General features: G+C 65.5%; 23 protein-coding genes and 1 tRNA gene. 6 read left to right on the top strand and 18 right to left on the bottom strand.

The features are described 5' to 3' along the window. Positions 1-101: 101 nt before the first annotated feature. Together RFN28_RS07285 and RFN28_RS07280 are read right to left on the bottom strand one after the other, a co-directional pair. Positions 102-416 carry a DUF167 family protein gene (locus RFN28_RS07285; RefSeq protein WP_320286691.1) on the bottom strand — a complete coding sequence of 105 codons (315 nt, stop codon included), beginning with the start codon at positions 414-416 and terminating at the stop codon, positions 102-104. Between the two features lie 9 nt (positions 417-425). After that, positions 426-716: a YggT family protein gene (locus RFN28_RS07280; protein WP_320286690.1), complete on the bottom strand. Its 291-nt coding sequence runs from the start codon at positions 714-716 to the stop codon at positions 426-428. Between the two features lie 141 nt (positions 717-857). Here RFN28_RS07280 and RFN28_RS07275 point away from each other — a divergent pair. The 4 genes from RFN28_RS07275 to RFN28_RS07260 all read left to right on the top strand — a co-directional run bounded on the left by RFN28_RS07275 (position 858) and on the right by RFN28_RS07260 (position 2775). Next, a tRNA-Ala gene (locus RFN28_RS07275) sits at positions 858-933 on the top strand. 346 nt (positions 934-1279) lie between these two features. Continuing rightward, complete coding sequence (locus RFN28_RS07270; RefSeq protein WP_320286689.1) at positions 1280-1717, top strand: curlin; 438 nt, start codon at positions 1280-1282, stop codon at positions 1715-1717. A gap of 61 nt (positions 1718-1778) precedes the next feature. Next, positions 1779-2180: a curli-like amyloid fiber formation chaperone CsgH gene (gene csgH, locus RFN28_RS07265; protein WP_320286688.1), complete on the top strand. Its 402-nt coding sequence runs from the start codon at positions 1779-1781 to the stop codon at positions 2178-2180. Positions 2181-2358: 178 nt separating this feature from the next. Further along, positions 2359-2775, top strand: a complete 417-nt coding sequence (locus RFN28_RS07260) for a curlin (protein WP_320286687.1) — start codon at positions 2359-2361, stop codon at positions 2773-2775. Between the two features lie 133 nt (positions 2776-2908). On the opposite strand, the gene RFN28_RS07255 is transcribed toward RFN28_RS07260, so the two are convergent. From RFN28_RS07255 to exbB, 6 genes are all read right to left on the bottom strand, one after another. Continuing rightward, entirely contained in the window at positions 2909-3241 is a 333-nt protein-coding gene (locus tag RFN28_RS07255) for a hypothetical protein (RefSeq protein ID WP_320286686.1), read from the bottom strand. 263 nt (positions 3242-3504) lie between these two features. After that, positions 3505-4002: a hypothetical protein gene (locus RFN28_RS07250; protein WP_320286685.1), complete on the bottom strand. Its 498-nt coding sequence runs from the start codon at positions 4000-4002 to the stop codon at positions 3505-3507. Positions 4003-4118: 116 nt separating this feature from the next. After that, positions 4119-5513 (bottom strand): multicopper oxidase family protein, encoded by a 1395-nt coding sequence (locus RFN28_RS07245; protein ID WP_320286684.1) that lies wholly within the window; start codon positions 5511-5513, stop codon positions 4119-4121. Positions 5514-5597: 84 nt separating this feature from the next. Continuing rightward, positions 5598-6587 (bottom strand): energy transducer TonB family protein, encoded by a 990-nt coding sequence (locus RFN28_RS07240; RefSeq protein ID WP_320286683.1) that lies wholly within the window; start codon positions 6585-6587, stop codon positions 5598-5600. Next, a complete protein-coding gene (exbD, locus tag RFN28_RS07235) occupies positions 6584-7090 on the bottom strand; it encodes a TonB system transport protein ExbD (RefSeq protein ID WP_320286682.1) in 507 nt (168 codons plus the stop codon). The genes RFN28_RS07240 and exbD overlap by 4 nt, the downstream gene beginning before the upstream one ends. A 6-nt stretch (positions 7091-7096) precedes the next feature. Continuing rightward, on the bottom strand, positions 7097-8056 hold the full coding sequence (gene exbB, locus RFN28_RS07230) for a tonB-system energizer ExbB (protein ID WP_320286681.1): 960 nt from the start codon (positions 8054-8056) through the stop codon (positions 7097-7099). A gap of 380 nt (positions 8057-8436) precedes the next feature. On the opposite strand from exbB, the gene RFN28_RS07225 reads away from it, so the two are divergent. After that, positions 8437-9111 (top strand): cysteine hydrolase family protein, encoded by a 675-nt coding sequence (locus tag RFN28_RS07225; RefSeq protein ID WP_320286680.1) that lies wholly within the window; start codon positions 8437-8439, stop codon positions 9109-9111. 19 nt (positions 9112-9130) lie between these two features. Here RFN28_RS07225 and RFN28_RS07220 read toward each other — a convergent pair whose 3' ends face one another. Continuing rightward, entirely contained in the window at positions 9131-10072 is a 942-nt protein-coding gene (locus RFN28_RS07220) for an LLM class flavin-dependent oxidoreductase (RefSeq protein ID WP_320286679.1), read from the bottom strand. 179 nt (positions 10073-10251) lie between these two features. After that, complete coding sequence (locus RFN28_RS07215; RefSeq protein ID WP_320286678.1) at positions 10252-10401, bottom strand: hypothetical protein; 150 nt, start codon at positions 10399-10401, stop codon at positions 10252-10254. A gap of 292 nt (positions 10402-10693) precedes the next feature. On the opposite strand from RFN28_RS07215, the gene RFN28_RS07210 reads away from it, so the two are divergent. Continuing rightward, complete coding sequence (locus RFN28_RS07210) at positions 10694-11461, top strand: SDR family NAD(P)-dependent oxidoreductase (protein WP_320286677.1); 768 nt, start codon at positions 10694-10696, stop codon at positions 11459-11461. Positions 11462-11717: 256 nt separating this feature from the next. On the opposite strand, the gene RFN28_RS07205 is transcribed toward RFN28_RS07210, so the two are convergent. The 8 genes from RFN28_RS07205 to RFN28_RS07170 form a co-directional block, all read right to left on the bottom strand. Next, complete coding sequence (locus RFN28_RS07205) at positions 11718-12662, bottom strand: ABC transporter permease (RefSeq protein WP_320286676.1); 945 nt, start codon at positions 12660-12662, stop codon at positions 11718-11720. After that, positions 12659-13714, bottom strand: coding sequence for an ABC transporter permease (locus tag RFN28_RS07200; protein ID WP_320286675.1), 1056 nt, complete (start codon positions 13712-13714; stop codon positions 12659-12661). Before RFN28_RS07200 ends, RFN28_RS07205 begins: the two co-directional genes overlap by 4 nt. Beyond that, positions 13714-15225 carry an ABC transporter ATP-binding protein gene (locus RFN28_RS07195; protein WP_320286674.1) on the bottom strand — a complete coding sequence of 504 codons (1512 nt, stop codon included), beginning with the start codon at positions 15223-15225 and terminating at the stop codon, positions 13714-13716. Before RFN28_RS07195 ends, RFN28_RS07200 begins: the two co-directional genes overlap by 1 nt. Before the next feature lie 252 nt (positions 15226-15477). After that, complete coding sequence (locus RFN28_RS07190) at positions 15478-16503, bottom strand: BMP family protein (protein WP_320286673.1); 1026 nt, start codon at positions 16501-16503, stop codon at positions 15478-15480. Positions 16504-16854: 351 nt separating this feature from the next. Next, on the bottom strand, positions 16855-18924 hold the full coding sequence (locus RFN28_RS07185) for a 3-hydroxyacyl-CoA dehydrogenase NAD-binding domain-containing protein (protein WP_320286672.1): 2070 nt from the start codon (positions 18922-18924) through the stop codon (positions 16855-16857). A 236-nt stretch (positions 18925-19160) separates the two neighbouring features. Further along, entirely contained in the window at positions 19161-20108 is a 948-nt protein-coding gene (locus tag RFN28_RS07180) for an ABC transporter permease (RefSeq protein ID WP_320286671.1), read from the bottom strand. A 3-nt stretch (positions 20109-20111) separates the two neighbouring features. Continuing rightward, positions 20112-21089, bottom strand: a complete 978-nt coding sequence (locus RFN28_RS07175; protein WP_320286670.1) for an ABC transporter permease — start codon at positions 21087-21089, stop codon at positions 20112-20114. A 1-nt stretch (position 21090) separates the two neighbouring features. Beyond that, on the bottom strand, positions 21091-22554 hold the full coding sequence (locus tag RFN28_RS07170; protein WP_320286669.1) for a sugar ABC transporter ATP-binding protein: 1464 nt from the start codon (positions 22552-22554) through the stop codon (positions 21091-21093). Positions 22555-22556 lie beyond the last annotated feature (2 nt).

Raw genomic sequence — 22556 nt, 5'->3', positions numbered from 1 at the left:
ATCTGCGGTCCGCCTCGGCATTTTGCCATAGCGGGGTCTGCCAAATAGCGCCCTCCCGCAAACGGGGGAGGTGAGCCGGCGATAGTCTAATGGATGCGATCTCAGCTGCCGGAAAGTGCCTCGACACTTTTCGCCAACTCAACCGCATCGCCCCGGATACGCAGCGTCTTCAGCCGCGCCGTCCCCCCGGCAATGACTGAAACGGCTGACGACGGAACACGCAGCGCCTTTGCGATCATCCTTTCCAGCGCCGTGTTGGCGGCGCCGTTCTCCGGCACGGCGCGCACACGCGCCTTGAGGTGGCTGCGCCCGTCGGCGGCCGTCTCGACGCCGTCGATCCGGTCCAACGCGGCTTTCGGCGTCAGCCGCACGAAAAGGTCGATGCCGTCGCTGCGCGGGCGAAACGGCGCGCTCATCGACTGGGCTCAGACGACCAGCGACAGCACGGTCGTCAGCAGGAACTGCCGGATGAAGAAGATAATCAAAAGAAGGATGATCGGCGAGATGTCGATGCCGCCAAGATCGGGCATGAAACGGCGGATCGGCCTGAGCGCCGGCTCGGTCAGCCGGTAGAGCATGTTGGCGACGGTGTCGACGAACTGGTTGCGCGAGTTGACGACGTTGAAGGCATAGAGCCAGGAAAAGATCGCCGAGGCGATGATGATCCACCAGTAGAGGTCGAGCGCCATGACGATGGTTTGAATGAGGGCGATCATGCCGGTCTCCAAATTGTCGCCGACATGTAGCCATTGCGCGCCGAACCGGCAAGGCCCGCCGGTCTCGGAGCATCGCGTCAGGCCAACCGTTTCGCCTTGACAGCAAACGACCGCGACCGATAAAAGCCGATCCGCTGGAACGGGGCTGTAGCTCAGCTGGGAGAGCGCATCGTTCGCAATGATGAGGTCAGGGGTTCGATCCCCCTCAGCTCCACCAGCCGAATTTTTTGCGAGCCGCCGCCGTGCCGGCTCCGCCCGCCGCTGCGAACACCCTTGCATCTCAGGATGGCCCGGAAATCACTTTTGTTTTCCGCCGCATAAGATTCGGTGCGCCAACGGCGCCAACTCTCCCCTGCTGACAATCGGTCCAGACTCCTCGGCGGCAAGACGTTCTTGAACTGTGACTTTGCCAAGTCCGAATGGCGGGATGCGCCAGCTCCGGAGGCCAGGAGCGGAGCGATCATGAATTTTCGCTGAATGGAGCCTTCAGCCTCCGTTCCGGGCCACCCTCCTACAAAGGGATCGTCAACTGCGGTCCCCTGCCGCATCGAAGGAGAAGTCCCATGACCCGTTCATCAATCATCACCGCAGCCCTTGCCGCCGTCGTCGGCTTCGCGACCATCGCGCCCGCCCTGGCCAACGACGTGAACATCGAACAATATGGCTGGCGCAATTCCGCAGGCGGCGCCCAGCATGGCTACCGCAACCGCATCCATTTCCACCAGGATGGCCGCTTCAACAGCGCGATCGGCCAGCAATATGGCCATCGCAACCTGTCGGTGATCGGTCAGCAGGGCGTCAACAACTACGGCGCGACCTATCAGTACGGCAACCGCAACGCCGCGGGCATTGGCCAGTTCGGCTCGAACCACACCGCGATCCTGACGCAGGACGGCAACGGCAACATCGCCGCCGGCGTTCAGGTCGGCCACGGATGCAACGCCGACGTCGGCCAGGGCGGCAGCGGCAATGTCGCCGCCTTCGTTCAGGACTGCCCCTGAACCGTGGACGGCCGGCAACGGTGTTGCCGGCCGCCATCCTGACAAGGCGAGGAGATCACCCATGACTAGACTGGACAAGCGAAAGACAGTGGCATCGGCCACGCTCCTGGCCGTGATCGCCGCCGGCGCCGCCGGCGCGACGGCCGGCAAGGATGGCTCGAGTTCCGGGCCGCTGCGATGCGAAATACGAGATACGATTGAAGGAGACGCCATCCTTATTGAGCCCATCGTATATGCCGACAAGGGCACCAACGGCACCTACACGGTCAGCGTCTCCGGCGGCGGCACGTCCGGCTCCGCCAACATCCGGCAGGGCGGCGCCTTCGAAGCCCGTGCAGGCAATCCGGCGTCACTCGGCCGGATGAGCCTGGGAGCGAATGGCGCTGCCTACGAGGTCAAGCTGAAAGTGACCGCCGGCGGGACTAGCGTCAGCTGCGTCAAGCAGGTGCCCGGCGCGACTTGAGCGCCGGCTGTCCCGGCCGATCGAAAGGAGGGCCCCGGGCGACCGGGGCCCTCCTTCATTTCCGGGAAGGCTGACCGCCCCAGTCTTGAACGGCTGCTGAACGACCCCTTCCGTCACGGTTCAGCTTCGCTGTGCAATTGTGGCTCATCAAATGATCGAAGCCACAAGGAGAGGCATCATGAACCGCCAGATCGCAAAGCTCGTCCACGCCACCGCGCTCGCCGCGGCCATCGGCTTGCCCCTTGTTGCCGTACCGGCAAAGGCGGGCGGTTCGATCGGGTTTTATTACTCGCCTCGGACGACCCGCGACGCGCGTGCGCTCGATCTCGGCCTGCGCGCCTTTTCGGTCTATCGCGGACTGCGCAACGGTGCCCACATCCGGCAGCTCGGACGAAACAACCGCGCCGGCATAGGTCAGGACGGTGCCGGCAACCTCGGCATAATTCGACAGGAGGGCAGCGGACATTCCGCTACCTTGCGGCAGGACGGCAACGACAATTCCTACGGCATTTTCCAGTTCGGCAGAAACACCGACGCCAACGTCGCGCAGGCTGGCAACGGGCAAAGCGGAGCGGCCGTGCTGTTCGGCTGGTAGGCGTGAAACCGCGGGTTGCGGATACGGGGACGGCCGTCCGGCCACGTATCCGCAACCGATGATCGGTTACAGCCCGCGAGGCCTGCAAGCGGCCCCCGCAAAACGCAGGCAGCTTTTTCGGCCTCAGAGAGCCTCAATTGTCCCAATCATCCCAATTGTCTTCATCCTGCGGCGGATCGTTGGGAATGACCCGGATAACCGGCCGCGGACGCTGATAGCGCCAGTAATACTCGTCCGGCTGCGGTTCATAGGTGCGGTAGATCTGCCGGTAGTGGTGCTTGGGCTTCCAATACATATGCTTCTTGTGCGGCCGCACGCAGTAGCCGTCCTCGGTCAGGTACGCGCATGTCACATGCGCTTCTTGAACCAGACCGTCTCTGTCCGGCATAGCGATTATTGGCGCCGCCTGCACCGCAAACGTCGGCGCCAGCATGGCCCCGGCAAGGGCAAGAACAGACAATTTCATCGACCTCTCCATAGTCTCCAGGTTCGGGCCGGAAGAACCCCCGGATTGGGGACGATTTGGGGCGGCCGGTGATCACTTTGATTTTCCGCCGCACATATAAGCGTTAGATCATGTTCTCATGCCGGCATGCTCAAAGCCTTGCCCTTCAGGCCTGAAGCTTTCCACGCCATCCCCGCGAAACAGACGGCGCATGAGACCGCAGGCCATTCCTTCCAAAGGCCGCAAGAATATGGGTGCTCCCGCGAGGCCTCGGCTGACCCCACTCACCTAGAGACGGCCGTCGCCTTATGACCGCGTTGGCGCGCATAGGCCACGCAGGCATCAACCGTGCTGACACAGAGCGCGTCGCGGCTGTTCGGCAGATTGTTGTCGCCCGCATAGGCGACCTCGGCGACATGCCCGCCGACCATGCGAATCTGCGTGTTGCAATAGCCGCCAGGCGCGACATTGACGGATCCGCCGACGGCGGGGATGGCGCCCACGCCCAAAGTCGGCACCGCGATATTGAGATTACCGCGCTGCACGGTGCGCTGATAGGTCCAGATCTGGCTGGATGGGCCCACGTCGGCCGTCGCGGTCGGAAAGCCGGCGCACATGCGAATATCGGCCTCGCTGAGGCCGACCATCTCCTTGCGGGCGGCGGCAGTGGTGGCATCCTCTTGCGCGACCCGCGACGTATCGTCGGGGATGACGCAGGAAGACAGGATTGAGACGCCCGCGGGCAGAAGAAGGGCGAGCTTTCGAATACGGAAAGATGTCATGCCGACTGTCGGATTTCGCGAGCCCCAGACGCCCTTCTCACAGCTAGGCAACCAGGCGATCGAGTCAACCGGACGGCGCTCACGAAAACTTCAGACCGCGGCATTGCCAGGCAAATTCACACCACCCGGAAATAGCTCGTCATGCCGGTCTTCTGGTGCTCGATGATATGGCAGTGGAGCAGCCAAATGCCGGGATTGTCGGCGACGAAGCCGAGTTGAACCTTCTCGTCGGGCTGGATGAGATAGGTGTCGGAGACGACCGGCAGGACCTGGCGCGTCGAGGACGACAGCACCTTGAAGCTCATGCCGTGCAGGTGGATCGGGTGCGCGTGCGGGGTGAGGTTTTCCATGTCGATGACGTAGCTCTTGCCGAGCTTGAGCTCGGCCAGCGGCGTGGTCGGGTCCGGCGTGTCACCCGGCCACGGCACCTTGTTGATGGCCCAGAAACTGTAGCCGAGCGAGCCGCAGATGCTGTCCACCGCGACGTTCTCCGCCGTGGCGCTGAGCGCCAGCGGAATGTGCTGCGCACCGGCGAAGTCCACCACCGCGACCGGATTGGCCTCCAGATCGCCAAGGTCGCGAAGATCGCGCTTGAGCGACTTCCCGACCGAACGCAGCGTCGTGAGAATCTTGGGCTTGGTGCCCCGCACGTCCCGCAGACTGACGATCGCGCCTTCGTCGTCGGGCATGCGGATGGCAAGCTCCAGCCGTTGGCCGGGTCCGAGTTGCAAGGCGTCGGGCGCGAAGCGCTGCGGCACCGGATTGCCGTCAAGCGCGATGACCGCAGCCTCCGCGCCGTCGACGCGGAAGGCATAGATGCGGGTGACGTCGGTGATGGCGGCCCTCAGCCGCACCAGGCCGCCGGCCGGCGCGTCATATTGCGGCTGGTCAAGCCAGTTGGCGGTGCGCACGGTGCCATAGGTGCCGGCTCTCGCCGCATCGCGCGGCCGGAACTGTTCGATGAACTGGCCGTCGTCGCCGAGCCGCCAGTCGCGCAGGTTGATCACCACTTCGGAATCGAATTGCGGATCGCTCGGGTTCTCCACCACGATCACGCCGGTCAGCCCGTGGCCCATCTGCTCCAGCGTGTTGCAGTGCGGGTGGTACCAGAAGGTGCCGGCGTCGGGCGGCGTGAAGGCGTAATCGAAATGGTCGCCCTGATAGACATAGGGCTGGATCAGAAACGGCACGCCGTCCATCTTGTTCGGAACGCGCATGCCATGCCAATGGATCGTCGTCGGATCGTCGATGCCGTTGATCAGCCGGGCCGCGAACGGCTCGCCCTTTCTCATCCTGACGACCGGCGGCATGCCGGCCTCGCCATAGGTGAGCACGTTCTTGGTCGGCGCGCCCGCCATCAGCTCAGCCTGAATGCTGGCGGTCCTCAGCACCATTGGATCGGGCACGGGTGCGGCCAGCCCGGCCAGCTTGCCGACAGTCGAGGCACCGATGCCGGCGAGGCCAGCGGCAGCGGTGGCTTTGAGAAGATTGCGTCTCGTGAGTACCGTCATCTAGCTTCCAGCGGGCAAGTATCCCCGGGGCAGTTCACAATAGGGTGAGCCCCTCAGGCGCCTATCACCATCCGTCTTCGCAGCCTAGTCCCGCAGGCTGAAGACGAATGGCGCCGTGCGGGTGACGCGCTGGCCGAGCTCCGCCGGCGGCGCCGGCACCGACGCGCCTTGCAGCGCGCCGAGCGCTGCGCGATCGAGATCCGCATCACCCGATGACCGGGCCAGCCTGGCGGAAACCACCCTGCCGGAGGTATCCACCGTGAAAGTCACGTTGGGCGTGCCTTCGGCCCGCCTGGATTTCGCCGCGCTCGGGTAGCGTGTGTGACGCCTGATCCATGCCTGCAGGCTGGCATTCCACCGCGACGGGGCGATGCTGGATCGCGGCGCCGCGTCGGAAGATTGCGGCGCCGCTGCCTTTGCTCCGGCCTTGGCATCGATGCTCGCGGTCGTCACTGCTTTGGGCGGCTCGGCCCTTTCCTTCCTTGGCCGCTGCTTCGGCTTCTCGACCGGTTTTTTTTCGGCCTTCTTCTTGGCCTCGACGGGCTTGTTCGCCTTGACATCCGTCTCAACCGGCTTTGGCTGCGGAATGACGACGTCAGGCGCAATCGCTTCGACAGGGTCAGGAACGACCTCGTCCAGCTGGGGTTGCTCGCTGAGCGCCGGCACGGTCGGCTGCGCTGGCGCGGCCTGCTCGACTGCTTCTGCCTTGTCGGCGTCGACCGATTGTTCGGTGACAGGCTCGGCCTTTCCCACAACCGGCGCCGGGTCGGTCGCCGGTTTCACTTCACTGACGGTTTCCGTCTCCTCGACCGTGTCCGGCCGGTCGGGCGTCACAGTGTCCAGCATGACTGCTTCTTCCGGCACGGCAGGCGCGATCACCAGCGGCGCCATCTCGACCGCGAGCGCCGGCGGCCGGCCGCCGCCCGGCGCCTCGGAGAAGCTGAGGTTCTGCACCGCATAGGCGACCGCCACATGCCCGGCGAAGACAATCGCGGCTGCACCCGCCCACAAACCGCCATCACGCAGGCCGAAGCGCGGCTGGCGGATTCCGGACATGACAGCGGCCGCCGTCACTGGCCCGTGCTCCCGCCTGTCGATGTCGAGGCGCTTCCGCCGGGGGTCGGGGCTGCGCCTGCGGGAGCCGCGCCGCCGGCGCCCGATGCCGTCTCGAGGCCGACCAGCGCGACCTTGAGATAGCCGGCCACGCGCAGCAGGTTCATCACCTCCATCAGATCGCCGTAGCCCACCGTCTTGTCGGCGCGCAGGAAGACGGGCGCCTGTTTGTCGCCCTTGCTGCGGCTGTCGAGCACCGCGGCTAAAAACGGACGCGGCACACTGTCATTGCCGATCGCCAGGGTCAGGTCGGCTTTCAGCGTCAGGAACAGCGGCGTCTCCGGCCGCGGCGCCGGCGTCGCCGTCGATCCCGGCAAATCGACATTGACATCGACGGTCGCAAGCGGAGCCGCGACCATGAAGATGATCAGCAGCACCAAGATGACGTCGATGAACGGCGTGACATTGATCTCGTGGCTTTCCTCGAGATCGTCGCCAGCCGTTTCGCAAATCCGCGCCGCCATGGCGTGCTACTCCGCCGCCATTGCCGTTGCCGGCGGCACCGTGCGGAAGTCGAGATCGCGGCTGACCAGCCGCTCGACGCCCGCCGAGGCATCGGCGAGGATTTGTTTGTAGCCGGCTATCGATCGCGCGAAGACGTTGTAGATGACCACCGCCGGGATTGCCGCCACCAGGCCCATCGCGGTGGCGAGCAGCGCTTCGGCGATGCCCGGCGCCACCACCGCCAGGTTGGTGGTCTGCGCCTGCGAGATGCCGATGAAGGCGTTCATGATGCCCCAGACGGTGCCGAACAGGCCGACGAAGGGCGCCGTCGAGCCGATGGTCGCCAGCAGGCCGGTGCCGCGCGACATGCTCCGCGCCGCCGCCGCCTCGATGCGCGAGAGCCTGGAAGCGACGCGCTCCTTCAGGCCATCGCCCGACGCATGATCGAGCGCGCCGGCCGACAGCGCGCGCTCTTCCTCCGCCGCCCGCACCAGCAGCACACCGGGGCCGTTGCTGTGGCCAAGCGCACGGCCGGCCTGCATCAGCGTCGCGGCATTGCCGATGGCAACCGCCGCCCGGCGCGCACTCAGCTTGCCGCCGAGGATCTCCAGCGATTTCGCGAGCCAGATCGTCCAGGTGACCAGCGAGGCGAAGGCAAGCCCGACCATCACCACCTTCACCACGATATCGGCATTCATGAACATGCCCCAGGGCGAGAGGTCATGCGGCAACGTGAGCGCAATGGCCGAATGGGGCTCGCCGCCGGCCGACGCGTTCTCGGCCGGCTGCACGCCCGGGTCCGCCGGTGGATTGGCGGAGGAAACGGCGGGCGCTTGCACAGCCGGTGTCGCCGACGGCTGCGCCGGCGCCTGTGCGGCCGGCGCCGCCGATTGCTCTTGCGCCATGGCAGTTCCGGTTGAAAGGATGGGGCCGGCCGAAAGAATGAGGGATGCGGCCAGCACCGCAGAGAGAGAGTTCCGGGACATGGCTCGTCCTCGCTTCATCATTGCACGTAACCGATGGGCTGGCCGCTGACGGGGTGCCTGAGCACGCCCATCTCGACGCCGAAGAAGCTCAAACGATACCGGCCCGAGCAGCGTGCGCTCGCCGACGGCAAAGCGCACCGCCTCGACATGGAAGGCTGTCTGGGCAACGGTTCCAGTCAACATCCGTCTCCAAGCGACCGCAGCCTGGGCTGTCGCCGAGCGGCCATTGACGGCCTGACTATGAAACATGAGTTTCATAGTCAACTATAAAGATGACTTGATCGATCAACAAATCGCCATGACGGCTGGAGCGCTGTGCGCTCTGGACGACTGCGCCGTCGCTGAGCCACCATGCTGGCCGGCAACCGAGGCAGCAGACGATGATCAAGGCGACACCTTTCGACTTCCCATATGACGGCCGGCTGATGCCGCAACACACAGCGCTGCTCGTCATCGACCTGCAGGAGGATTTCCTGTCGCCGACGGGCTACTTCGCCAGGAAAGGCTACGACCCGTCGCCGCTCAGGGCGATCCTGCCGGCGGTGAACCGGCTGATCGCAGCCGCCCGCGCCGCCGGCCTCGCAATCGTCCACACCAGGCAAGGCTACCGCGCCGACATGGCGGACATGACGCCTTACGAGAAATGGCGCCGCAAGCGGGCGGGACTGGACGGCACCGACATCCTGCTGCGCTCCAGCCCGGGCTTCCAGATCGTCGCCGACATAGAAGTCAGGCCCGAGGACATCGTCGTCGACAAGACCTGCAACGGCGCCTTCACCTATACGGATCTGGAACTGGTGCTGCGGGCACGGGGAATCACGCATCTCCTGTTCACCGGCTGCGCCACCGATGTCTGCGTGCACACCACCTTGCGCGAGGCCTGCGACCGCAATTTCCAGTGCCTGACGATCGCGGACGCCTGCGCTAGCGGCGACCGAAAGGCGCACGAAGCCACGCTCTACATGGTGACGGTCGAGGATGGCGTCTTCGGCGCGTTGGCGGACTCGCAGGCCGTCATCGCAGCGCTGTCGCGGCTCGCGAGCGAGACGCGCTAAGCCTTAGCGGATTCTTCCCTCAGAACGGGGAGCGCGCGGCCCGCGGCGGATTCGAGGCGAAGGCGCCCGGTTGGGGTATCTCGACTTCGCGCCGCGCCAGCGAATTCGAGATCAGCGTGATCGTCTCGCGCCCGATCCGAGCGATGTCGCTGGGGCGGTCGATGCCGCTGATCATGAATTCCTCGATGCCCAGGGCGGCATAGGGCAGCAGCGAGAGCGCAGCCTGCGCCGGCGGCCCGGCAACCTCGACCACCCGGTGGTCGGCGGCGTCCGGCCAGCCCTCGGAGCGAAGACGCACGGGCAGCGCAAAGCGCAGTTTGCCGGCCCGGCCGTGTTCGGCGGCGGCACTGCGCACGCGCTGCATCAGCTGCGCAACCTCATCCGGCGAGCCAGCAGCCAGCTCGAAGACATCGGCGTGCCGGCCGGCGACCTTCAGCGCCGTGCCGGACTGGCCGCCGAGGCGGATGGTGAGGTCGGCGCCATGCGGGCCTTTGCGCGGCACATAACCGCCCCTCACGCTGTAGAAGGCGCCCTCGTGATCGAAGGGCTTGTCGTTCGACCACAGCCGCTTCAAGAGCACCAGATATTCGTCGATGCGCTGCCAGACCACGCTGTGGCCGACCGGTCGCGCCTCGGCATCGCTGTCCTCCAGCGGCTCGCTCAGCATTCTGAGCGACAGGCGGCCGCCGCTCTTGGCGTCGAGCGCGGCGAGCTGCCGTGCCGCCACCGTCGGCTCGATGACGCCGGCCCAATGCGTCAACACGACTTCCAGCGACACCGTGCGGTCGAGCGTCTGCGCGGCGATGTCCATATTGGTGAGCAGGCCGGCCGGATCGTCGACGACCAGCTTGCGGAAACCCGCATCCTCGATCAGCGACAGCTTGGTCGCGGTCTCGGCGAAATCATAGAAGAAGCTGCCATTGGCAGGCTTACCGGGAACATGCGTGAACTCGATCGGCATCGCCATCTCCTCCATCACGTTGGGTTGCCCCGCTCTGAAAACCCGCGAACAAATCCTGCGCGGACGCGCGACAGCGCCCGGCGCTTGGCCAGTCATCTGCTCCGTCTACTCAACTCAGATTGTTTGGCAGCGGGGCCTTGGTCCCGATGCGGTCATGGCCCGATCGTCAGGCCCAATTGTCACGGAATGAGACCCAGCACCACCGCGCCCGTGAACACGAATGCCAGCGCGAAAACGAGATAGGCGAAGGTGCCGCCATAGGCGGGCCTCCAGCTCTGGTCGGCGGTCAGCCTTTGGCCCTTGCGCTGAGCGTTCTGCATGTAGGTCATGGTCGAGCCTCCGTCTCGGCCATTAATCTATAAAGTTAGTAGACTTTGTCGATTGCTATTTTTGCGAAATTTTTGGAACAACGTTCTCAGATTCCGCCCCAAGGTGGTTTTTCTTACCATAAAAAAGGATGGCCGACCGTCAGCGCATGAGGCGCCGGCCTCCGGTCGTGAACTTGGAGTCGGTCAATCGGAGCGGTTTCCGAGGCCAAAAAGCCCTGGTTCGGCAGAGCTTGGCCATCCCGAATGTCAAGGGATAGCATCGGCCCAGAGCAATGACCCTTAGGAGAAAGACATGGCTGGAAGGCTGGCGGGCAAGGTCGCCATCATCTCGGGCGGCGCGACGGGCATGGGCGGAGCGGCTTCCGAGCTGTTCGCCGCCGAAGGCGCCAAGGTGGCGATCATCGATCGCAACGGCGAGGCGGCCGGCAAGACCGCCGCGGCGATCCGGGCGCGCGGCCACATCGCCGAGCATTTCGTGGCCGATGTCTCGGACGAGGCTCAGGTCGAAGCCGCGGTTAAGGCAGCGACGGCCAAACTCGGCCCGGTCACCGTGCTGTTCAACCACGCCGGCACCATCGTGATAAAGCCCTTCCTGGAAACGACGCTCAAGGAATGGGACTGGCTGCACGCCGTCAACGTCCGCTCGATGTTCCTGATGACGCGCGCCGTGCTTCCCAGCATGATCGCCGCCGGCGGCGGCTCGATCGTCTGCACCTCGTCGATCTCGGCGGTAGCAGCGACGCCGAACGAAGTGCTCTATGACACCACCAAAGGCGCCTGCCACATGTTCGCCCGCGCCATCGCGGTCGAGTTCCGCGACCGCAACATCCGCTGCAACGCCGTCTGCCCCGGCTTCATCCGCACGCCGCACGGCCTGCGCGAGGTAGCCGACCTCGGCAAGCTCGGTGTCGATGTCTCCGACGCCGCCATGGCCGCGCAGCAGGGCCGCATCGGCGAGCCCGAAGAGGTGGCAAAAGCCGCGCTCTTCCTGGCGAGCGACGAATCAAGCTTCGTCAACGGCGCGCATCTGTTTGTGGACAACGCGTTTACGGCGATCTGAGGCATCCCAAGATCCAGCTTCTTCGTCGCAGGGACAGCTTGGCGTCCTTCCCCCGTCGATCGGCGGAGAGGTGTCGAGCGCAGCTCGACGGAGTGGGGGTCGACCCTTGGCGCGGTGCAGGAAGATTCTTGCACCTTGGGTCCTCTTTCAATATCCGTTGGCGACGGTTGCCAGGTGGTTCCCCCACTCCGTCGCTGCTTCGCAGCGCCACCTCTCCCCCCTCCGGAGGGAGAGGAAAGGATACCAAGTCCTACTCCTACCGCTCTTCCCTCCGGAACGGCTTCAGCAGCGCCGACGGCGCGACCGCGTTGCGCGACATGATCGCCATGGCGATGATGGTGAAGATGAAGGGCAGCATCAGGAACGCTTCGTAGGGGATGTGGCCGAGCCCGCTGGCCTGCATCCTGAGCTGCAGCGCATCGACGAAGGCGAAAAGCAGCGCGGCACCCGCCGAGCGCCAAGGGTCCCAGCGGCCGAACACGACCAGCGCGATCGCCACCCAGCCGCGGCCTGAGACCACGCCGAAGGTGAAGGCGTTGAACTGCGCCATGGTGAGGAAGGCGCCGGCGAGGCCCATCAGCGCGCCGCCGAGCATCACCGCCTGAAAGCGCGTAGCGATCACGCCGACGCCGGCCGAGTCGGCAGCACGTGGGTTCTCGCCAACCATGCGTACCGACAGCCCCCAGGGCGTGCGGTAGAGCACGAAGGCTGCGAGCGGAATGGCGACGATCGCAAGATAGACCAGCGTGAACTGGTTGAATACCGCCGGTCCCAGGACCGGAATGTCCGACAGCAGCGGGATCGGCACCGGCTTGAAGCCGTCGATGCTCGGCGGCACCGACTGCTGGCCGAAGATCAGCCGGTAGAGGAAATAGGCAAGGCCGGATGAGAACAGCGTCACGCCGATGCCGCAGACATGCTGGCTCAAGCCCAGGGCTACCGTGAACAGCGCATGCAAGGCGCCCATCAGCGCGCCGACGAGCACGGCGACCAGCACGCCGAGCCACAGGCTGCCACTCAAGCTGGCGGCGGTGAAGCCGGCCATCGCCGACAAGAGCATGATGCCTTCGATGCCGAGATTGAGCACGCCGGCGCGCTCGGAAAACATTTCGCCGAGCGTGGCGAAAGCGAGCGGCGTGGCGATGCGGATGATGGCGGCGAGGAAGCCGACCTGAAAAATCTGCTCGAACACCGCGCTCATGCGGACGCTCCGACGCGGCGGATGCGGTAGGCGGTGAAGAGCAGCGCCACCAGCATGGCAAGCAGCGCCGTGCCCTGGATGACGTCGCTTAAGAAAGCCGGCACGCCGGTCGCCCGCGACATCGCCTCGGCGCCGGTCATGACGGCGGCAAGGAAGAGCGCCGCCGGCACCGCGCCGAGCGGGTTGAGCCTGGCCAGCATCGCCACGACGATGCCGGAATAGCCATAACCCGGCGAGATGTCGCTCATCACCTGGAAGTGCACGCCGCCGACCTCGCCGACGCCTGCCAGTCCCGCCAGCGCGCCGGAAAGCAGCGCGGTGGAAAGCAGCACGCGCTGCACATTGATGCCGCCATAACGCGCGGCCTCCGGGTTCTCGCCGGTGACGCGGATGCGGAAGCCGAGCGTAGTGCGCGCGATCAGGAACCAGATCAAGGGTGCTGCGATCAGCGCCACCACGACGCCGATATGCAGCCGCGTGCCTTCGATCAGCACCGGAAAATTGGCCGAATCCTCGATCGGCGGCGAGATCGGATAGCCGCTGAACGTATCCTTCCACGGTCCCTCGATCAGCGCCATCAGCGCGTAATAGATGACCGAGTTGAGCAGCAGCGAGCTCACCACGTCATCGACCTTGAACTTGACCCTGAGCGTCGCCGGCACCAGCGCGACGATGGCGCCGGCGGCGGCACCCACCAGTGCCATCAGCAACATGGCGAGGTAACCCGGCATCGGGATCGCGCCGACGGCACAGCTCGCCACCGCACCGGCCAACAGCTGGCCCTCGGCGCCGATGTTCCAGAATCTTGCCCGGAAGGCGATCGCCACCGCAAGGCCGGTGAAGATCATCGGCGCGGCGCGCACCAGCGTCTCGGTGATGGCGTAGCTGTCGCCAAGCGAGGCCGAGAGCATCACGCCATAGGCCTCGGCCACACCGGCGCCGGCAATCGCAATCAGGCCGCTGCACAGGATAAGCGCGACTGCAATGGCCAGCAGCGGCAGCGCGAGATTGAACCAGGCGGGCGTCGACGTGCGGGCTTCGAGACGAAACATCAGGCGTGTCCCTCTGCGCCGGTCATCATCAGGCCGAGCCTTGCGACCGTGGCATCCGCGCCGGAAAGCGTGCCGACGATACGGCCCTCATACATCACCGCGATGCGGTCGGAGAGCATCAGCAATTCCTCGAGATCCTCACTGATCACGACGATGCCGCAGCCCTTGCCGCGCATGTCGAGAAACTTCTCGTGGATGAAGCGGGCAGCACCTATGTCGAGGCCGCGCGTCGGCTGCGAGACGATCAGCACTTTTGGGTCGAAAGCCAGTTCGCGCGCCAAAAGCGCCTTCTGCAGATTGCCGCCGGAAAGCGCGCCGGCGCGCACCATCGGCCCGGGACAGCGTATGTCAAAGGCTTTGATCTGCGCCTCAGTGAAGGCGCGGATGGCGGCCGGATTGAGCAGCCCCTTGCGGCTGAAGGCTTCGATGCCGATACGCGGCAGCACCATGGAATCGGCGAGCGGCAGGTTGGTCACCAGCCCGGTCGTCATCCGGTCTTCCGGAATGCGGCCGAGGCCGAGCGCCTGCAGCTCGCGCGGCGAGAATTGCGCCACCTTTTTGCCGGCTATCGTCATCGCGCCGGCACTGGGCGACAGCATGCCTGAGATCACGTCGGCGAGCGCCCGCTGGCCGTTGCCGGAGACGCCGGCAATGCCCAGGATCTCGCCCGCGCGGACGAAAAGCGACACCTCGCGCAGCGGCATGCCGGCATGACCGGAGGTGGAAATGCCGTCGAGCGTCAGCACGGAGGCGCCTGGCGTCGAAGCCTCTTTGGTCGGCGGCACGATTTCGTGGCCGCACATCAGCTTCGCCATTTCGGCCGATGTCGTTTCTGCCGGATGGTCGACGCGGCCGGCGACCTTGCCGTGCCGCAGCACCACGCAGCGATGCGTGAGCGCCCTCACCTCATTGAGCTTGTGCGAGATGAAGATGATGCCGAGCCCTTGCGCCGCCATCGAGCGCAGGGCAGCGAACAGGCCATCGACCTCGCTCGGCGCCAGCACCGCCGTCGGCTCGTCGAGGATCAAGAGCCTTGCGCCGCGAAACAGCGCCTTGATGATCTCCAGCCGCTGCTGCTCGCCGACCGACAGCGCCGAGACCGGCAGGTCGGGATCGAGGCTCAAACCATGCCGGCGGCCGATCTCCTTCAGCCGCGCCAGCCCGCCGGCGCGGTCGATCCGGCCAGACTTGCCGGGAATGCCGATCAGAAGGTTTTCCAGCACCGTGAGGCGCGGCGCCAGATGGAAATGCTGGTGCACCATGCCGATGCCGGCGGCCAAGGCATCGGCGGAATTGTGGATGGCGACCGGCTTGCCCTCGACCAGGAGGTCGCCCGCGTCCGGCGCGTAAGCGCCGAACAGCACGTTCATCAGCGTCGTCTTGCCGGCGCCATTCTCGCCGAGCAGGCCGAGGATCTCGCCGGGTGCTACGCTAAGGTCCACGGCCTCGTTCGCCTTGACGGCGCCGAAGCTCTTGGTGATGCCGCGCATTTCGATCAGAGGGGCGGACAAGGGTGCTCCTGAGGGGTTGGCTTTGGCTTGGCTCGACTTGGACGGGCGTGCCCGTCACACCCCCCTCTGGCCTGCCGGCCATCTCCCCCTCAACGGGGGAGATTGGATGTCACGTCGGTCTTCGCCAATTTTCCGCCGATCATACCGATCATAATAGGGCTGCCGGCGAAGCTGCCGATCTCCCCCCTTGAGGGGGAGATGCCCGGCAGGGCAGAAGGGGGTGGCTGGGCGCCAACCCAAGCCATAAAGCGATCAATCCGAAACCGGCGTGTTCTCGTCGACGTCGACGCGGAAATTGCCTTCGAGGATCTCGGCCTTCTTCTTCTCGACCAGCGCCTTGACCTCGGCGGGCAGCGTGTTGTCGAACTTGTGGTAGGGCGCGAGATAGGAGCCGCCCTTGGCCATGCGCGCGAAGTCACCGTAGTCCTGCGCGGTGAAGACGCCGGCCTTGACCAGCTTGATCGCCTGCTCGACCGTCGGGTACATGTCCCACACCGGGCCGGTGATGACCGTGTCGGGGCCGAGGCTCGACTGGTCGGACATGTTGGAGATGGCGTAGATCTTCTTCTCGACCGCCGCCTCGATGACGCCAAAGCGCTCGGCATAGATGACATCGACGCCGGCATCGATCTGCGCCACCGCTGCTTCCTTGGCCTTCGGCGGATCGAAGAAGGAGCCGATGAAGGCGACCTTCTTCTTGACGTTCGGGTTGACCTCCTTGGCGCCGGCAAAGAAGGCGTTGACCAGCCGATTGACTTCCGGAATGCCCATCGCCGCGACGGCGCCGACCGTGCCCGACTTCGACATCTTGCCGGCGATCATGCCGGAGAGATAGGCCGGCTCATGGATCCAGTTGTCGAAGACGCCGAAATTGGGTTCGGCCGGACCGGCGCCGGAGCCGAACAGGAAGGCAGTCTTCGGGAACTGCTTGGCGGTCTTTCGCGATTCGCGCTCGGCGGCGAAGGCGTCGCCCAGCACTAGCTGGTAGCCGCCCTGCGCATATTCGCGCATGACGCGGCTGAAGTCGGCGGTCTGCACCTTTTCCGACCATTTGTAGTCGATGCCCAGCTCCTTCTCGGCCTTCTGCAGCGCGACATGGATCTGGTTGTCCCAAGGCTCCTCGATCGGCGTGGCGAAGATCGCCGCCACCTTCAGCTTCTTGTCCTTGGCGAAGGCAACATTCGGCAGCGCGGCCGCCGCCAAACCCAGCGCGCCGAGTTCCAGCACGTTGCGCCGCGACAGGCCGGCGCGTTGCGTTTTGCTATGATCGTTTTCCATTGAAATTCCCCTCGGTTCGACGGCCGTGTCGAGCCGGCCGTTCATAAAATGTCGGACGAGGGACTATGGAACGGCGCCCGACTTTTGTCCACATGGTCAAATTTGGTGGGATGGCAGAGGGCGGTCCTCTCCTTCGTCATCCTATGGCGAAGCAAGGAGCGAAGCGACGCGGCGTAGACCATAGGATCCATGCCGTGACTGCTGAGCGCCGCGACGGCGCAGAACGAGTGACGGCTGTGCTAGCGCTTGTTCTGGACCGTCGCAGTCTCGGTTTGACGTAACGGCATGGATTCCATAGGTCTACGCTTCGCTTCGCCCTGGAATGACAAAGTAAAGGACGTCGACCCAGCACTATCCGCCCACTCTCTCCCACGAACCCGTCTCGGCAAACCTTCTCAGCACCGGCGCCGGCTCGAAGATCGCCCGGCCGGTTTGCCGATACCAATACTCCAGCCGCTCGACGATCCTGCCCCCGCCTTCGAGCCCGGCCCAGAACATCGGTCCGCCCTTGCCGACCGGGAAGCCGTAACCATTAGCCCAGACGACATCGATATCGGACGCCCGCGCCGCGATCCCCTCTTCGAGGATCTTCGCGCCCTCGTTGACCAGCGGATAGAGTGTGCGTTCGATGATCTCGTCGGCGCCGATCACACGCGGCGCGATGCCGCGTTCGGCCGCCTTGGCGCGGATCAGCGCCTCGACGTCCGGATCGGCAACCGACTCGCGCGAGCCGCTTTCGTAACGATACCAGCCGCGCCCGGACTTCTGGCCGAAGCGGCCTTGCTCGCACAGCGTATCGGCAATCACGGCCTTCTGGCCGCGCGCCTTGCGGTTGCGCCAGCCGATATCGAGGCCGGCGAGGTCGCCCATCTGGAACGGTCCCATCGGCCAGCCGAAATCGGTGAAAGCCTTGTCGACCTGGCCGGGCGTCGCGCCTTCGAGCAGCAGGAATTCGTTCTCAGCGCCTCGCGCGGCCAGCATGCGGTTGCCGACGAAGCCGTGGCAGACGCCGACGACGACCGCCACCTTGCCGATGCGCCGCGCCAGATCGGCGACCGTCGCCAACGCATCGGGTGCCGTCTTTTCGGCGCGCACGATCTCCAGCAACTTCATGACATTGGCCGGCGAGAAGAAATGCATGCCGAGCACGTCCTGCGGCCGCGAGATCGAGGCGGCGATGGCGTTCACGTCGAGATAGGACGTGTTGGTGGCGAGGATGGCGCCGGGCTTGGCGACTGCGTCGAGCCTGCCGAACACCTCTTTCTTCACCGCCATGTCCTCGAACACGGCCTCGATAATCAGGTCGCATTCGGCGAGATCGGCGTAATCGGTGCTGCCCTTGAACAGGCTAAGCCGCTGCTGCTTCGCCGCCTCGCTCAGCGAGCCCCGACCGACTGAAACAGCGTAGTTCTTCTCGATCGTCGCCAGCCCGCGCTGCAATGCCTCCTCGCTCGTTTCCAGCAAGGTCACCGGAAAGCCGCCATTGGCGAAGGCCATGGCGATGCCGCCGCCCATCGTGCCGGCGCCGATGATGCCGACGCGGCCGATCTTCCGCTTCTGCAGATCCTCGCCGGGCACCTTCGCCGCTTCGCGCTCGGCGAAGAACAGATGCCGCTGCGCGCGCGACTGATCGCCGGAGACGAGTTGCTGGAAGAGCTGGCGCTCGGTGGCCAGCGCCTGACCGAAAGGCAACGTGATCGCATTGCGCACAGCCTCGGCACAGGCAAGCGGCGCCTCAAGCCCGCGCGCTTTCTTGGCGAGGTCAGCCGCCTGCGCGTCGAAAGCGGCAAGGTCGCTTTCGACAAGACGGTCGTTGCGGTCGCGCACCGGCACGAACGGCCCACCGTTGGCGGCCATTTCGCCGGCGAAATGAACCGCCTCGACCAACAGATCGCCATCGAAAACCGCATCCACGAGGCCAGCGGCCTTCGCCTCGCCAGCCGAAATCGGCGTTCCCGAGACGATCATGCCCAGCGCTTTCGCAGCACCAACGAGGCGGGGCAGACGCACCGTGCCGCCGCCGCCCGGCAGCAGGCCGAGTTTTACTTCGGGCAGGCCGAGCTTGGCGCCCTGATCGGCAACGCGGAAATGGCAGCCGAGCGCCAGTTCCAGCCCGCCGGCAAGCGCCGTGCCGTGGATGGCAGCGATCGTCGGCTTAGCGATGGTCTCCAGCAAGGCGATGATGGCGCGCAGCTCCGGCTGCTCGACCGGCTTGCCGAATTCGGTGATGTCGGCGCCGGCAACAAAAGTCCGCCCAGCGCAGACAACAACGATCGCCTTAGCGGAGGGATGGTCGCGCAGTGCGACCAGCGCTTCGTAAAGCGGCTTGCGGACATGGGAGCTCAGTGCATTGACCGGCGGATTGTCGATCGTGACCACCGCCACACCGTTCTCGTTCGCGACGTCGACGAAATTGGACAAGCGGAACCTCCCGAGACCGGTTGCGATCGAGAGGGCTTTACTAGGTCGCGCCGCGAATGGGAACCGGATGGTGGGCTGGCACAATGGTTGTCGGCGGAGGCGGAGCGGCCATGTGCTGGAACGACTTCCGGCTCAAATGCGCAAAAATGGAAACGCTGCGATCCTTCACACCCCCCTCTGCCCTGCCAGAGGGGGGTGCTGTCCCTCCAACCTCTCTTAGCGCTGCGCCACTACGACTACCGCAGCGCCCTTTCCCCACCCGCCGCTGTAATGACCCCGACGATGATCAGCCCGGTCAGCACCAGCCGCACGCCGGCGCTGACGCCGAAGGTGTTGAGCATGGTGAGCAAAAGCACCAGGAAAAGGCCGGCGCCCCAGACGCCCGGCACATTGGCCTTGCCGCCCGCGACCGAGGTGCCGCCGATGACGACGACCGCGATCGAGGCGAGCAGATATTCGTTGCCGATGTCGACATTGGCGCCGCGGAAATAGCCGGCGAGCAGCGCCCCGTCGATGCCGCCCAGCGCGCCGCACAGCGTGTAGGTAAGGAAGCGGATGCGGCCGACACTGACGCCGGCGAGCCAGGCGGCGCGGATATTCTGGCCGATCGCCAGCACCGAGCGGCCATAGATCATGCGCTGCAGCGCAAGTGCCGCACCAATGGTGAACAGCACCGTCAGCATCGCCAGCAGCGGTATGCCGAGGATCTGCCAGTTGGTGAAATCGGCAAAGCCGGGCGGCGGCTTGATCTGCAGGCCGCGGCCGTAGCTGATGTCCACCGACTGGATGATGAAGCTTGCCGACAGCGTCGCGATGATCGGCGGGATGCGGAGCGCCCAGATCAGCAGGTAGTTGACGGCGCCGATCGCCGCGCCGCAGGCGAGCGCGGCCAGCAGCCCGACGAGGATCATGGAATCGCTGCCGCCCATGACCTTCATCGCCACAGCACTTGCCAGCCCGATATTGGCCGGCAGCGACAGGTCGACATTGCCAGGCCCCAGCGTGATGACGAACATCTGGCCGACGCCGACGATGACGGTGAAGACGGCGAGCGAAAGTGCCGCCGTGACCATGCCGCCGGCGCCGTAGCCGCCGGTGAAGGCGACGGTCGCCACCCACACGACAAGCGCGCCGACGAAGGACCAGAGCCAGGGTTTTTCGAGCACCATGCGCAGCGAGGCCATCGCTCACCTTTCCCTGCGGCTGATCAGCACCCGCGCCGCCAATACGATGATCAGGATCGCGCCATTGGCGGCCACCTGCCAGTCGGGCGGGATGTGCATGAAGGTCAGAAGCGGCGAGGCGGCGAGCGCCAGCGTCAGCGCGCCGATGACCGCGCCGATCGGCGACACGCGGCCGCCGACGAACTCGCCGCCGCCCAGAATGACGCCGGCGATCGACAGCAGCGTGTAGCCGTTGCCGATATTGGCATCGGCCGAGGTGGTAATGCCGATCAGCGCCATGCCGGAGAGCACGCCGAACAGGCCGGTCAGCGCGAACAGCACGATCTTGGTCCGGAGCAGCGACCAGCCGGCGCGCCTGAGCGCCGCGGCATTGCCGCCGGAGCCGCGCAGGATGACGCCGTAGGAGGTGCGCATGAGACCGAAATGCACCGCCGCCGCGATGAGCAGCGCGGCGAGGATCGGGAACGGGATGTAGGGCGGCTTGAAGGACATGATCGCCAGCAGCCAGTCGGGCGCCTTGCCGCCGGGCTTCGGCAGGATGAGGATGGCAAGCCCCTGCCAGACGAAGCTCATGCCGAGCGTCACCACGATCGAAGGCAGGTTGCGCAGATGGATCAGCGCGCCGAGCAGCGCGTAGACCGCGATCGCGCCGAGCAGCACCGCGATGCCGATAAGCGGCGCATCCCTGAGCCAGGTCGCGGTGACGCAGCCGACGAAGCCGACGAAGGTGCCGATCGACAGGTCCAGCTCGTTGCCGGCGATGACGAACATCTGCGCGATCGTCGCCAGCGCGATCGGGATTGCTAGGTTGAGCATCAGGTTGAAGCCGAAATAGCTGATGGCGCGCGGATTAAGCCAGGCAATCGCCATGAGCACCAGCGCCAGCGACAGCGCCGGCAACAGGCTGCGCAGCATGCGCGCCCTGGCGGCGTTGCCACGCGGCGAAGCTTTCGGAACTGTGCCGGGAGCGAGCGCGGTCATCTCAGGCCGCATCGCCGAACGAGGACTGGATGATCTTTTCCTCCGTCAGCTCGTCGCGCCTGAGATTGGCGACGATCCGCCCGTTCTTGAAGACATAGACATGGTCGCAATTGTCGAGCTCTTCGGTTTCGGTGGTGTACCAGAGGAAGGTGCGGCCCTTGGCGGCCTCCTCGCGCACGAGGTCGTAGACTTCGAGCTTGGTGCCGATATCGACGCCGCGCATCGGGTCGTCCATCAGCACGATCTCGGCATCGGAGCCGAGCGCGCGGGCAAACAGCGCCTTCTGCTGGTTGCCGCCGGAAAGCGAATAGATGTTGTTGTTCATGTCCGGCGTGCGGATGCCGATCTTCTTCTTCCAGAATTCGGCGAGTTCCGCCTCGCGCTGCGGCGAGATCAACAGGCCGTTGCGCAGGCGCTGAAGCGATCGGATGCCGATGTTCTGGGCGATCGACCATTGCGCGAAGATGCCGTCCGACTGGCGGTCGCCGGCGACCAGTGCCACCGGCGCCGTCACCTCGACGCCGGCCTTGGCGCGGGAGGCGGCTGAGAAGATCGCCAGCAGCAGGTCCGTCTGGCCATGGCCGGCCAGCCCGGCAAGGCCGATGATCTCGCCCGCGCGGGCGACAAGTTCCTTGCCATCCTGTTGTCGTGCCGGACGCGCCCGCACCCTAAGCGCACCGGCCTCGGCTTTCCGCGTCTCTTTAACGGTCCGCTGATGGCCTTCGGTGCCGCCCATCGCGGCGACCAGCTTGTCGCGGTCGAAAGCGCTGGCGGCATCGGCCGCGACCACCTTGCCGTCGCGCATCACCACGATGCGGTCGGCATTCTGCAGCACCTCGCCCAGCACATGCGAGATCAGGATGCAGCTGCCGCCGGCGGCGACGAAGCGGCGCACGAAAGCGAGCAACTGCCCGGCCGTGTGCGCGTCGAGCGACGAGGTCGGCTCGTCGAGGATGACCAGATGCAGCGGCTCGCGGGTCAGCGTGAAGGCGCGCGCCACCTCGACCATCTGCCGCCTCCCGATCGACAGGTCGCCGGCAATGTCGTCGGCCGAAATACCGTGGTCCGGAAAGATCTCGTCGAGCTTGGCCTGGATGAGATCGGCGGCCTTGCGCCGCCAGCCGAAACCGGCGAGCGAGGGATGGTTGATGCGCGTGTTCTCGGCGACGCTGAGGTTGGGGCAGAGCGACAGTTCCTGGAACACGCAGCGTATGCCGAGTTCGAGCGCGCGTGCCACGGAATAGGCGGCTTCCTGATTGCCGCGCACGGCGATCTGTCCGCCATCGGGCCGCAGCGTGCCCGCCACCATATGCATGAGCGTCGACTTGCCGGCACCGTTGTGCCCGACCAGCCCGACGCATTCGCCGGTGCCGACATGGAAGTCGACGCCGTTGAGCGCACGGACGGCGCCGAAGTGCTTTTCGGCGCCGTCCAGTCTGACGATATCTGCAATAGCCTGAAGCATCC

It is taken from the genome of Mesorhizobium album (assembly GCF_033977205.1).
GTDB classification, from domain to species: domain Bacteria; phylum Pseudomonadota; class Alphaproteobacteria; order Rhizobiales; family Rhizobiaceae; genus Mesorhizobium; species Mesorhizobium album.
This window is presented reverse-complemented; position numbering and strand designations above follow the sequence as displayed.

Coding starts and splice junctions, on each gene's coding strand:
- RFN28_RS07285 (WP_320286691.1), bottom strand. CDS start 416: ATGAGCGCGCCGTTTCGCCCGCGCAGCGACGGCATCGACCTTTTCGTG.
- RFN28_RS07280 (WP_320286690.1), bottom strand. CDS start 716: ATGATCGCCCTCATTCAAACCATCGTCATGGCGCTCGACCTCTACTGG.
- RFN28_RS07270 (WP_320286689.1), top strand. CDS start 1,280: ATGACCCGTTCATCAATCATCACCGCAGCCCTTGCCGCCGTCGTCGGC.
- csgH (WP_320286688.1), top strand. CDS start 1,779: ATGACTAGACTGGACAAGCGAAAGACAGTGGCATCGGCCACGCTCCTG.
- RFN28_RS07260 (WP_320286687.1), top strand. CDS start 2,359: ATGAACCGCCAGATCGCAAAGCTCGTCCACGCCACCGCGCTCGCCGCG.
- RFN28_RS07255 (WP_320286686.1), bottom strand. CDS start 3,241: ATGAAATTGTCTGTTCTTGCCCTTGCCGGGGCCATGCTGGCGCCGACG.
- RFN28_RS07250 (WP_320286685.1), bottom strand. CDS start 4,002: ATGACATCTTTCCGTATTCGAAAGCTCGCCCTTCTTCTGCCCGCGGGC.
- RFN28_RS07245 (WP_320286684.1), bottom strand. CDS start 5,513: ATGACGGTACTCACGAGACGCAATCTTCTCAAAGCCACCGCTGCCGCT.
- exbD (WP_320286682.1), bottom strand. CDS start 7,090: ATGGCGGCGCGGATTTGCGAAACGGCTGGCGACGATCTCGAGGAAAGC.
- exbB (WP_320286681.1), bottom strand. CDS start 8,056: ATGTCCCGGAACTCTCTCTCTGCGGTGCTGGCCGCATCCCTCATTCTT.
- RFN28_RS07225 (WP_320286680.1), top strand. CDS start 8,437: ATGATCAAGGCGACACCTTTCGACTTCCCATATGACGGCCGGCTGATG.
- RFN28_RS07220 (WP_320286679.1), bottom strand. CDS start 10,072: ATGCCGATCGAGTTCACGCATGTTCCCGGTAAGCCTGCCAATGGCAGC.
- RFN28_RS07215 (WP_320286678.1), bottom strand. CDS start 10,401: ATGACCTACATGCAGAACGCTCAGCGCAAGGGCCAAAGGCTGACCGCC.
- RFN28_RS07210 (WP_320286677.1), top strand. CDS start 10,694: ATGGCTGGAAGGCTGGCGGGCAAGGTCGCCATCATCTCGGGCGGCGCG.
- RFN28_RS07205 (WP_320286676.1), bottom strand. CDS start 12,662: ATGAGCGCGGTGTTCGAGCAGATTTTTCAGGTCGGCTTCCTCGCCGCC.
- RFN28_RS07200 (WP_320286675.1), bottom strand. CDS start 13,714: ATGTTTCGTCTCGAAGCCCGCACGTCGACGCCCGCCTGGTTCAATCTC.
- RFN28_RS07190 (WP_320286673.1), bottom strand. CDS start 16,503: ATGGAAAACGATCATAGCAAAACGCAACGCGCCGGCCTGTCGCGGCGC.
- RFN28_RS07180 (WP_320286671.1), bottom strand. CDS start 20,108: ATGGCCTCGCTGCGCATGGTGCTCGAAAAACCCTGGCTCTGGTCCTTC.
- RFN28_RS07175 (WP_320286670.1), bottom strand. CDS start 21,089: ATGACCGCGCTCGCTCCCGGCACAGTTCCGAAAGCTTCGCCGCGTGGC.
- RFN28_RS07170 (WP_320286669.1), bottom strand. CDS start 22,554: ATGCTTCAGGCTATTGCAGATATCGTCAGACTGGACGGCGCCGAAAAG.